Source organism: Streptomyces sindenensis (assembly GCF_014649035.1).
Lineage (GTDB): Bacteria > Actinomycetota > Actinomycetes > Streptomycetales > Streptomycetaceae > Streptomyces > Streptomyces sindenensis.
Map to the genome: position 1 here is coordinate 20,011 of NZ_BMSG01000053.1, position 12,022 is coordinate 32,032.

At 68.5% G+C, this 12,022-nt stretch carries 7 protein-coding genes; 5 read left to right on the forward strand and 2 right to left on the reverse strand.

Going from position 1 to position 12,022, the window contains the following annotated elements; all coding sequences use genetic code 11:
* Positions 1–734: 734 nt before the first annotated feature.
* From IE145_RS32200 to IE145_RS32210, 3 genes are all read left to right on the forward strand, one after another.
* Complete coding sequence (locus IE145_RS32200) at positions 735–2,798, forward strand: carbohydrate-binding module family 20 domain-containing protein (protein WP_229826005.1); 2,064 nt, start codon at positions 735–737, stop codon at positions 2,796–2,798.
* Positions 2,799–3,871: 1,073 nt separating this feature from the next.
* Positions 3,872–5,464: an aldehyde dehydrogenase family protein gene (locus IE145_RS32205; protein ID WP_229826006.1), complete on the forward strand. Its 1,593-nt coding sequence runs from the start codon at positions 3,872–3,874 to the stop codon at positions 5,462–5,464.
* Between the two features lie 15 nt (positions 5,465–5,479).
* Positions 5,480–6,043 carry an EF-hand domain-containing protein gene (locus IE145_RS32210; protein ID WP_189528967.1) on the forward strand — a complete coding sequence of 188 codons (564 nt, stop codon included), beginning with the start codon at positions 5,480–5,482 and terminating at the stop codon, positions 6,041–6,043.
* Between the two features lie 1,258 nt (positions 6,044–7,301).
* Here IE145_RS32210 and IE145_RS32215 read toward each other — a convergent pair.
* Positions 7,302–8,606: a phytase gene (locus IE145_RS32215; RefSeq protein WP_189528974.1), complete on the reverse strand. Its 1,305-nt coding sequence runs from the start codon at positions 8,604–8,606 to the stop codon at positions 7,302–7,304.
* 513 nt (positions 8,607–9,119) lie between these two features.
* On the opposite strand from IE145_RS32215, the gene IE145_RS32220 reads away from it, so the two are divergent.
* On the forward strand, positions 9,120–9,359 hold the full coding sequence (locus IE145_RS32220) for a hypothetical protein (RefSeq protein WP_189528968.1): 240 nt from the start codon (positions 9,120–9,122) through the stop codon (positions 9,357–9,359).
* A 233-nt stretch (positions 9,360–9,592) separates the two neighbouring features.
* Here the strand turns inward: IE145_RS32220 and IE145_RS32225 are convergent, their stop codons facing one another.
* Entirely contained in the window at positions 9,593–9,937 is a 345-nt protein-coding gene (locus IE145_RS32225) for a hypothetical protein (RefSeq protein WP_189528969.1), read from the reverse strand.
* A gap of 416 nt (positions 9,938–10,353) precedes the next feature.
* Here IE145_RS32225 and IE145_RS32230 point away from each other — a divergent pair.
* Positions 10,354–12,022: acyl-CoA dehydrogenase family protein (locus tag IE145_RS32230; RefSeq protein WP_189528970.1), on the forward strand; the 1,669-nt coding region annotated here is incomplete at its 3' end.

Here is a 12,022-nt window from a genome sequence, read left to right on the forward strand (position 1 = left end):
GCGGCCAGGGCCGTGCAGGCATCCCGTCCTTCGACGGTCCGCGGTTCGCGTGCGGAGACGATGACGGACAGGGAAACGGGCTGCTCCTGCGATGTCTCGTGTCCACGGCGCAGTCCGTTGGGCGGTGCTGCGTACCGATCAGGGGGCTGGAGGCGTGGCAGGTTTTCGATCAGAGCCGGACACAGACGAAGGTGTTCCCGTCATCGTTCCAGCCGCTTGCCTCGATCCGCCTGCTCGATCCGCATGCCTTGATCGGAGACTGTGTCGACTCAGTGGGCGTACTGATGACGCTATCCGGTCGCGCGAGGCATCCCACCCTCTGTCACTCGTGGTTGCATCAAGCGCCAGGGGGGACCTCAGGCTTCAAGGCCGGCGGGCGTCGATCTGCACCTCACAGTCTGATCCATTGCTGACAGCGCCCCCTCCAGGCGTCTTTGTCCGGAAAGCCACCTGCCGACAGTGGCTTTCGCCAGCCCTCCGGGGCTGCGCCGCGACACGTCATGATGCGCCTCGCGCACCAGCTGCCCCTCGGCCGCCCGTTCGCCCGTTCGCCCTCACAGCTGCTTGCATGCGGCGAAGTGCGTCAAAACCCTTGACCACCCTCGGAGTTCACACCTAACTTGCTCAGGTCTTACTGAAAATTGCAGCAAAAGCTTCCACGCTCTTGGGGTGGACGGGCCGGTCCCTCGCTCGTCCATCCCGGCGCACCCGCATCCGCACGAGGAGCTCCCCAGATGAGGATCGGTCTCCAAGCCGTGTCCAGACGGATCACGGCGGTCCTAGCTTCCGCCGCTGTAACGCTCGGTCTTGCTTTCGTGATCGTCGCTCCCGCCCAACCGGCGGCGGCTTCTCCCGACGCCAACGGGGCCAAGAAGGTCACCGCCGTCCTGTTCGAGTGGAATTTCGACTCCATCGCGCGTGAGTGCACGCGAACACTCGGACCGAAGGGCTACGGATTCGTCCAGGTCTCACCGCCGCAGGAACGAATCCAGGGCAGCGCCTGGTGGACCGCATACCAGCCGGTCAGCTACAAGATCCAAGGGCCGCTCGGTGACCGCACCGCCTTCAGGAACATGGTCGACACCTGCCACAGCGCGGGGGTCAAGGTCATCGTCGACGCTGTCCTGAATCACATGACGTCCGGTGCGGGCACCGGCACCGCCGGGACTCGGTACACCAAGTACAACTACCCCAGCAGCTACTCCGACGCGGACTTCCACACGTGCCGCCGCCCGATCGGCAGCAACTACGCCGACCGCTACAACGTCCAGGAGTGCGAGCTCGGCGAGGTGGGCAAGCCCTCGCTCTCCGACCTCGACACCGGCAGCGAGTACGTCCGCAGGATGCTCGCCGGCTACCTCAACGACCTCACAGCCCTCGGTGCCGACGGCTTCCGCGTGGACGCGGTCAAGCACATACCCGCGCGCGACCTCACCGCCATCCGCTCCAAGCTCACCAACCCGAACATCTACTGGATCCAGGAAGCGATCCACGGCACCGGTGAGGCCGTCTCACCGACGGAGTACCTCGGCACCGGCGACGTCCAGGAGTTCCGGTACACGACCGACTTGAAGCGGATCTTCACCGACGAGAAGCTGTCCTACCTCAAGAACTTCGGCGAGGCATGGGGGTACATGCCTTCGGGACAGAGCGGCAGCATGGTCGCCAACCACGACACCGAACGGAACGGAAGCAGCCTGAGCTACCGCGACGGCGCCACGTACACCCTCGCCCACGTCTTCATGCTCGCGCACCCATACGGGACTCCGTCGGTCCACTCCGGATATGCGTTCGCCAGTCATGACGACGGCGCCCCCAACGGACACAACGTCAGCGCGTGCTATCGCGATGGCTGGTCCTGCCAGCACGCCTGGCGGCAGATCACCAACATGGTCGGGTTCCGCAACGCCGCCGAGGGCACCGGCATCACGAACTGGTGGGACAACGGAAGCAACGCCATCGCCTTCGGCCGCGGCACCAAGGCGTTCACCGCCATCAACCGCGAAAGCGGCGCGCTCACCCGGACGTTCCAGACCTCACTGCCATCCGGCACCTACTGCGACGTCCAGCACGGCGACCCGGTCGCGAGCGCCGGCTGTACCGGCCCGACGTATACCGTCGGCTCCGACGGCAGGTTCACCGCCACGGTCGACGGCAACGACGCGATCGCCCTCCACGTCGGAGCGCTTGCCGTCAAACCCGTTGGCAACGAAGCGACCGTCTACTACAGCACCGACGACAACTGGTCCGCGCACTACCTCCACTACGCCCCGAACGGCGGCACGTGGACGACGGCACCGGGTGCTGCCATGGAGAGCGCCTGCGCCGGCTGGGTGAAGAAGAAGGTCGCCCTCGGCACCGCCACCGGTCTCAGGGCGACTTTCAACGACGGCGCCGGCACCTGGGACAACAACAACGCCACCGACTATCTCCTGGGCACCGGTGACGTCACCGTCAAGGGCACCGCCGTCGGTGCGGGCAACCCCTGCGACGACGATCGAACCGAGACCGGCGCATCCTTCTCGGTGAAGGCCACCACGGCTCCCGGCCAGAACATCTACGTCGTAGGAAACATCCCCGCCCTCGGTTCGTGGACGCCTGGTGCCGCGCTCAAACTGGACCCGGCGAGTTACCCGGTCTGGAAGCTCGACCTGAAACTTCCTGCCGGCACCGCGTTCACGTACAAGTACATCCGCAAGGACGCCGCAGGAAACGTCACCTGGGAGAGCGGAGCAAACCGTACAGCCGCTGTTCCCACAAAAAGCACCGTGCTCCTCGCGGACACCTGGCGCGACTGACCTCGCTCGCGCCAAGGGGGTGGGCCCGACCTCGTGTCGTGCCCACCCCCCGCCTTGTCCCACCCGCACCCTTCTTGCAGCACCCGCGGGAGGCGAGCCGCGAGGCGGGAGAACTCCTGGACCGTGATCTCGCCGTCGACGTGGGCTGAGGTGGACAGCCATGCGCGGAAGCGAGCGTGCCGGTGAGGAGCGTGTGGGCGGCCCCAGCACAGCCCGGGCGATCAGCGGCCCGGGGGGGGTGTCGGTGAGTACGGTTGTGCGCAAGGCGCGCTGGCCGGCCACCAAGGCTTGTCCCGGCTGCCGGAACGAGCCGTGCGCGACCGGGGGCGCGGAGGTTTCCGGCCTCGGGGCGGGCTCGAGAAGCGTCAGCCCGCCGACCAAGGCGGGCAGCGGGACCCGTCCCCGGCGCCGAGCGGGGGTGCACTGTCAGGCCCGACACGCGGCTGCGGAACCTGGCCGAGGTCGTCGATGGCGCGCCGGACGAACGGCCGGGGCTGCCCAGCCTGTAGGGCCCTGAGCATGCGGTGTCGGGGTGATGGTGGTGTACGCGGCGCCGCCGGCCGGAGCAGTTGGACGGGCCGCCTCGCGGTCACCAACCGCGTAGCCGATCGCGTCCGCACCAACCTGGCCGGCGGCTCCGGCGCAGTCGGTTACGAACCCGGAGGGCAGGCTCGAGCCGAAGCGCGCCGCGGTATCGGCATCCGCGGTCATGAGCCGGTCCGTCGGATTCAGCCTGGCCGCTGCCACTCGCACGCGGCTGCCTATGGCCAGCGGCATGAGGCCGCTCGTCGGCGGTTTCGACCGGAGGACTGACCGAGCGGCCTGGACTCCACACCTCGTGAGCTTGCCTCCGACTTCACCTATCACGACAGTAGAAGGACACAGGTCTCATTGCGCTGATTTCCTCCTTTCCGGGAGGAGTGCGCTCGAGCAGGGGCGAAGCGGTGAGCTGAGGACGGACGATATGCCGCATGAGTTCTTCTGCGGTGCCTGGGCCTCGGAGCTATCCGGTCCTATTAGCAGGCGCACACGCTGATGGCGAGAGCTGGGTGCACTGGCCGAGGAGCAGCGCGATGTTGCGCGACACCTACGAGGTGGTCGCACTCAAAGCGCGATTGGACCACAACCGTGCCCAGCCTGGGGACCATGCCGACCCCAGGGTGGTCGGGCGGGTGGCGCGGTCCACCCCTGAGCAGGCCACTGCGGCGCTCGCTGCGGCCCGAGAAGCACAGCCGGTCTGGGCACGCGTCGGTCTTGAACGTCGTCTGGACTTCGCCCGCGCCTTCCACTGTCTGCTGCGGGAGCGGACCGAGGAACTGCTCGACATCCTCATAGCCGAAGGTACACCTCTGCCGGTGGGCAGGTGGGCGCTGTCCGCCGCGTTGAATGCGACGCACCCGGACTCACTGGCCTATGCGCGCTCGGTGATGGTCCGGGAAAGCCGTCAAGCCGGTCGACTCGTTCGACTGTTGCGCAAGCCCGACGGCGTGGTCTGCCTCGACCCGGCGCGCAACGCGCCGATGCTCACCGCCCTTTCCGGGGTGCCGACACTGGCAGCGGGCAATGCACTTGTGGTCAACGTGCCGCCGACAGTGCCTTTGAGTGTGGCCTATGCATTCCATGAGCTGGTCGCCCCGCTGCTGGCTGACCATGGCGCACCCCCCGGCACGCTGAGCGTGCTGTGCGCGCCGGCACGACCCATGCTGCGTACCTGGCTGGCCTCTCCGCACTGTGATGACATCTTCTTCTTCGGCGGCTCGGCTCAGGGCGGTGAGCTCACACGCTCCTGCTTGGAGCACGGGAAGAAGCCCATCATGGAGCTGGCCGGCAACGATGCCCTCGTCGTCTGGCGGGACGCCGACCTCGCTGGTGCGGTGCAGGCGGCGCTGGAACGTTACCTCGGTTCCGGGCAGCTGTGCCTGGCACCGAAGTTTGCCCTGGTGCATCCCGACGTAGCGGACGAATTCACAAGACGGTTGCATCAGGAGGTTATGGCCCTTCGCGTGGGGCCTCCCGAAGATCCCGACGTCGTGCTCACACCGGTCATCAAGCGGAACCAGTGCAAGGACGTGCTGGACGATGCCGTCGCGCGAGGCGCCGAACTGCTCTGCGGGGGCGATATGGTCGATGTGGATGGCCGCCCCTCCCTCAGAGGCCCATTCATCCAGCCCGCTCTGCTGCGTGTGCAGGGTCTTGAACGGGCCTCGACCATGAGCGCCGTCACTGAAGAGACGTTCTTTCCGCTCCTGTGCGTGGTCGTGCCGGAAGCCACCACGTCAGTAGCTGATTCGGACGAAGCCCTCCTGGACTCGGTTCTTGCGTTCGTCAACGCCAACCGATACGGACTGCGCAACTCGCTGTGGTGCCGTGCCCCGCACGTCATCCACCGATTCACGGACGAAGTGACCAACGGCGGGACGCTGAAAGTCAACGACAGCCACATCGGCACGCTCCCCGTACTGCCCACTGTCGGCGGCACAGGCCTGTCGGGCGGCGTATTCGGCGAAGCCAATATCCCCTTCCTCCGCACCACCCGCCTCCAGGGCATCAGCCTCGGCACCGACGTCGCCGAGCCATTCGACCACCTAGCCACCACCGGGACGGTCGCAAAGCCCGGGATGCAACGGTCCACCTCCCTTTCCCCTGCCGGAAGTCTCCGGCACTAACAGATAGGTCCACGTATGACTGCCCCTGTCGCAACGCCCTTCGTCCACCGCAAGATCGATGTGTGCTTCCGCCACTTCGACACCGACGACAACGGAGTCATCGACCGCGAAGACCTGCTGACCCTGGGAGCCCAACTGCTCTCGAAGTTCGGTGAGCCCGTCACCTCACCCAGGGGAGTCGCGCTGATGGACGGCATGACCCGCTTCTGGGAAGCCCTGCTCGCCGCCGCGGATCAGGACGGTGACCAAAGGCTCACCCGCGACGAGTACCGGAACTGCATGACCGGCGCCTTCGTCGAGTCGCCCGAAGGCTTCGACACCTCCTTCCGCCCACTGGTGGAAGCAGTGATGGCGCTGATGGACACCAACGGGGACGGCCAGGTGGACGAGCCGGAATTCCAGGCATGGCAGGAGGTTTTCCGCACCGCTCCCGAGAAGAGGACCGAAGCCTTCCGCAAGCTGGACGCGGACGGCAACGGCAGGCTCTCGACCGACGAGCTGCTGGCCGCCGTGCGGCAGTACTACCTCAGCGCGGACGCCGACGCGGCCGGCAACTGGCTCTTCGGCGCGCCGGCCTAGAGACCATCTCTGGCCGGGGACGGGTCAGCAAGCACCTGTTCCCGGCCCGGGGCACTTCCCCGGGCACCCGACTCAGCGGCTGCTGAGAGAGTGTGGGCGTGCTAAAGCGGCCCCGGGCCCGTGGGGCGCCCGTCCCGAACCGATCTCGGGGCGGGCGCTGTCGCGCTCCAGGGTTCGGGCTGACTGGTCGCCGCATCTGGCAGCTGCTCGAAGAGTGGAAAGAGAAGGGCCTGTGGTCGCTCGTCGACCGCTGCAAGGCCCCGCCCCGGAACGGCTGCTGGCGAGCGTGGCCGGATCCATGCCCCTTCTCCCGCGATCCGCGCGGGCCGATCCGCTTGCCCCTGTGAGCGTCCCGCCCGCCACACCCACACTCGCCCTGGGACTTTCCATCGGGGACCCTTCCGGCGCGACCGGGGTGCGGCATCCGCATCCTCCTGTCGCCGCCGCGCCGCACACCTGGCCGGACTCGCCATCGCCCACCCAGCGCCCGCCGTCCGAGCGCTCACGCCGCAAAGGGCTCGCGATCGCGGTGCCGGCGCTGGCGGTCGTGACCGCCGTGACCGCCCCGTTCGTGGTCGGCCAGCTGAAGGACCGCGACCAGGGGAGCGGCCGTGGCCAGCTCGCCCCCGCACCGCCTTCTCTCCGGAAGGGCTGCTGGAGGAGGTCATCGCCCGGCACCTCGCCGAGACCGACGGCACCGTCTCCTACCTCCCGCTCGGCGTGGCGCAGGCGAGCAGACTGACCTACGCCCACCCGGACACCGGCGGAAAGGAACCCGTCCTCCCCGACTCGGAGTCCCTGGCCAAGGGCGCCGAAAGAGCAAGACGGCTGTCTCCGGGCGGAACGGACTACGCCTTGGACGTCGACCACAGCAGGCGCGCCTCGGGCACCTACCCGGTGTTCCGGTTCGGCTACTCCGTCGCCTGCGCTCAGGCCAAGGTGCCCACCAGGCCGATGCCTTCGGTAACGACGACGTCGCCCCAACGTCGTGCTCGGTGACCGCGGCTACGACCACGACCACGACAAGTTCCGCCGACAGCCCGGGACCTCGGCGTCAAGCCGGTGATCTCCCGGCGCGGCATGGAGCACGGCTCGGGACTGGGCACCCAACGCTGGATGGTGGAGCGCGCATTCGCCGACCTGCATCGTCGCGGAGGTCGGTCAGGCCGAGCCGGACCAGGGTGCCATCGTCGATGATCACGGCGAGGACGGGGGCCGCGGGCCCGCCCGGCCGGAAGCCGGACGGGCCCACAGGGGATCAGTCGTCGAGGGCGTCCATGACCTTGCCGAGGTCGACGAACTTGAAGTTGGTCGCGTCGCGGTCACCGTCGCCCGGGGCGTCGTGGCCGTCCTGAACGACGAGGAGACCGTTGGGGTACTTGGAGCCGAGCGGGGCGTTCAGGACCGCGGCGCCGTCGCACTCCTCGGAGCCGTCGAGGGTGCCGTTCGCGGGCGCGACGCGGAAGCCGCCCTCGTACTCGTTGGCGTCCTCAAGCTCGCGGTCGTAGGCGGCGAAGGAGTTGTCGCCCTGGCTGGAGGCGAGGATGTAGCCGTCGCCGTCGGGCTCGGTGAGCAGCGTCAGGCCCTCGACGTCGGCGGAGATCTTCGTGCCGCCGTAGCCGGGATCGGTGCCCGGCGTGCACTCCTCGGTCTCCTCGTCGTAGGTACCGGGGACGCCGTACTCGCGGACCTTGTCGATCAGCTTCGGCGTGCCGGTGAGGTCGGCGCGCATCCGCCAGACGCCGATGTCCTCCTGGCCGGCGTAGAGCATGCCGTTGGCCGGGTCGACGACCATGCCCTCGACCTGCGGCAGCTCGCCGGGCTCGCCGCACGGGGACCACGAGGTGCCGTTGGGCAGCCGGAAGGAGGAGGGCAGGTCCAGGGTGCGGACCTTTCGGTAGGTGACCTTGCCGTCCGCGGCGGGCACCAGCTCCAGGAGGGCGATGCTGGTGCGCTCGCGGCGGCTGACCAGGGCGTAGGACTTCCCGGTCACAGGATCCGTCCAGGTCGCCAGGCCGTAGGCGGTCCGCTGGTCGTTGATCTCGGCCTGGTCCTGGGAGAACACGGGCGGCGCGGCGGGGTCGGTGACGTCGGTCAGCGGGCCGCCCGCGTGGTCGCGGTCGATGCGGTAGAACCGCAGTCGGTCGTGGCCGCGGTCGCTGGTGACGGCCAGGTCGGCCTTCCCCGAGGAGAGCCGCAGCCCGTGCACGAGGTCCACGTTGTTGAACCGCCCCGGGGCGTCGTCCTCACCCGCGGCGGGGGGCGCGGCTATCGACTGCACCAGCTGAGCGTCCAGGTCGTAGACACGCAGACCACCCTCCTTGGCGGTGGCGACGACGAGGCTACGACCGGGGGCCGCGGCGTTACGCCAGATCGCCGGGTCGTCCGCGTCGGCGTTGCCACCCTCGTCGTCGTCGTGCAGCACCGGCGTCTCCGCGCGGGGAGTGACGGTCGGCAGAGAACGGCCGGAAGAACGATGGCTGCCCTCGGCCGAGGCGGGCACAGCCAGAGCCGCCGCCGTCAGGGCCGTGGTTACGGCGAGTACGGCCGACCGGACGATCATGGAGCGAGTCACGCGGATCTCCTCTGAGGGGGAGTGGACGGTTCCGCGAGAGCATGATCCCTCTTCGTGTCGGCGCGGCAGCCGCAGACCGACCGGTAACCCTCACCTCGCATGTACGTGAGGTGAACGACGCGTCCAGTCAGCGGATCGTACGTCAGGAGCGAGACGGCGGAGTCCGAAAGGCAGGCAACCACTCCAGCGAGTGCCGGGAATCCGAAAGGCCCACCGCGATCCGGGCGAGGCGATCCATGCTCTACGGTGTCCGCCGCCGTACCCCGAGAGGCAACCAGGTCGCCGCCTGGCCCACCTCTCCCCCGCCGCCAACTCGCTCTTGGCTGTTGCGGAGCCGAGGCATGGCGATCGGGCGGGCTCCGGCTGCTCCGTTGCGGGGGGAGGAAGCAGGGAGTTCGCCCGCCTTCAGAGCTGCGAAGTCGGCAGGCGGCCTCGATGGCTTCGTTCAGGTGACGGTGGGATGCAGGAGCCACCGAGAGAGGTCATCAAAGGGGCGATGCAGTGCTCCAGACCGTAGGTGATCCTGTCGCGCTGGTGCGGGACCGGATCGGGAGGGATCTCGATGTCGGCGTACGCGTACGTGGCGGGGCGGCCGCCTGCCCGAACATCGCCGTGGGATGCTGGTGGATGGCGCTGCTCAGCGCGGACCACCGGTACGGGCAACAGCACGACATCGCACTGCTCGACCACGCCTTCTACTTCGAGTACAGCATCGACCAAACGGGCGGCGGCCGGCCCTGAGGGAACTGGAGCTGCTGTGGGGTATATCCGCGCTCCCGGCCGAACTTCGGGCCCGGCACCTGCACATGGCCCACTTCGACACCGAGCGTCGCGGCGAAGCGAACCATCGTGGCGCGCGCACCGACGGCCGGTCGGCGTGGGTGTATGCCGACCGCGACGACTGGCGGAACCCCCGGGGGCCCGACAGCGGCGTCTTCGGACGCCACCTCATCTGTTCCCGCGGGCACCGCAGGTCACGACGACATGTTGGTCACCGGTCTGGCCAACGACTGGGTCGGCCTCTGGCCGGACCTGCGCCATGAAGAGAGGGACAGAGCGTGCTGGCCCTCGCCCGCGGCTCCTTCCTCCAGGACGACCTGTTGCAGTGCTACGAACGCACGGTGTCGATGATGAACGCGCAGCTGACGCCGAACGCGTATGTCGACGGCGTCCGGCGCCGGGGCGAGCTCAAGGTGCACGAGGCCCTGGCAGACGGCGTCGAGAGTGGCGTACTGCCGATGCTGATGGTCGAGTACGGCCTGGTCGTTCTGCTGCTGTTCCACGACGGCCGGATCAACGCAGATACGTTCCTGCGTCATACGCACCGCACCTACTGGGAGCACTTCGCCGCGGTCGTTCACAGGGGCCACGTGGCCGGCTTCTCCCCCGGAGTACGCAGCAGCCGTGGTGGGTCTGGTGATGGAGCAGTGGTGGCGCGGTATCTCTTTCGCCATCGGGGCGGGCAGCCTGATCGAAGCCCAGCCCGACCTGGTCGCCGCCGACCGGAGCCACTGACCGCCCCGGATTTACCACGGTGTCGGCTGCGGCAGCCCCCAGCCGGGCGGAAACCGCTATATCCACTGTGGCCGCGCGGCGGGACAGGCGCCGGTCTTCGGGAAGTCGATCCAGCCGAGACGACCGCCAGCACGAACGCAACCACACCCCAACCCGCACCATCAATGGCGACCCATCAGTACTCCGACACCCCAGCACAGTTCCACAGGAAGGACCCCTCGTGACCTCCACACAGACACCTCCGACCGCAGAGCCCGTCACGCAGGCGCTGGCCGCCTTCGTGCACGGTGGCCGGCACGAGGCCGACGAGGCGGTACGCCGCGCGGTCAGAGAGGTCATCGTCCCCAGCGACTCAGCGCGCACAGACACCGACCGCGCCCGAGTCGCGTACGAGCAGCTGCGCCGCGTCGTCGCGCTCCTGGGCCCCTCGCGGAAGATCGCCGCCGACCCGGCCGCCATGTTCGCCCTCTTCGACTGGGCAGCTGTCGCCGCCCCCGACCTCTTCCCCATCCTCAGCGGACACTTCACCCTCACCATCGGCGCCCTTCAACGCCTCGGGCACGCCAACGAAACACAGGAGCACGCACTTTCAGCGCTGGACGACGCCGGACACGTCGGCGTGTTCCTGCTCACCGAACTCGGCTACGGCAGCAATGTTCTGGAGTTGCGCACAGAAGCCCGCTGGGATCCCGAGCTGCGCCAATTCACCCTCCACACGCCCACACCCGCGGCAGTCAAGTTCATGCCCAACGTGGCCGAGGAAACCGTGCCGCGCATGACCGTGGTGGCCGCCCGCCTCATCGCGGACGGACGCGACGAGGGTGTCTTCCCCTTCCTGCTCCCGTTGGCCCGAGCGCAGCAGGAACCGGCCGGAGTCAGTGTGCACCGCCTGCCCGACAAGGGCTTCTGTCCCATGGACAACGCGCTGATCCGCTTCGACGGCGCCGTGGTGCCCGAGGAGGGCTGGCTCGCCGGCGACATCGCGCACTTCGATGCCAACGGCCGCTTCCACAGCAGCCTGGAAAGCCTGCGAGCCCGCTTCCATCACACGATCGCGCAGCTCCAAACGGGCCGTGTCGGACTCGCCTGCGGTTCGCTCGCCGCAGCCCGCGCGGCGCTGTGGATCACCGTGTCCTACGCACGACAGCTGCTCACCGCCAGCCAGGTCCCCATGATCGACCGGGACAACGTCCGCGTCCCGCTGACCCTTATCGCGGCCCGCCTTTACGCCGCGACCGCGCTCGGCAACCGGGCCCGAGCCGCCCTGAGCGATGCGAACGCCCCCCACCCGGATGCCTCCACCCTGGCCATGCTCACCAAGCCGCTCCTGTCGGCGACCGCCCTTGCCGCCCTGCAAGAATGCCGCGAACGCCTCGGCGCACAAGGCATGTTCCGTGCCAACATGATCACCGACTACCTGGGGATCACCCAGGGCGTCATCACCGCCGAGGGCGACAACCAGGTCCTCCTGGTCGCAGCCGGCCGAAACCTCGCCGGCGCACGCACCACCCCGCTGCCCGAACCCTCTCCCGACGCTCCTGCCTGGCTGCACCTCCTCGACCAGCGCGCCCGTACCCTCCTGGCCGGCGTCGACCCGCGCGCGGGCACCGACGCAGCCGCACTCGCCGAGGCCACCGCCACCGCCTGGGCCGCACACTCCCTCCACGAGGACGCCTGCCAGTACCAAGACCAGGCCGGCTCCCTTCTGCACGGACTCGCCCAGCTGCACGGATGCGACCGCGTGCTGGCCCACGCGGACTGGTACACCGCACACGGCCAGCTCGACGCCTCCACCGCCCAAGACCTGATGGCGCTCCGGAACCGGCTTCTAGAGATCGTCTTCAAAGGTCAGATCCAGAGCAGGATTGAGGCGATGGTGACGGCCGCCT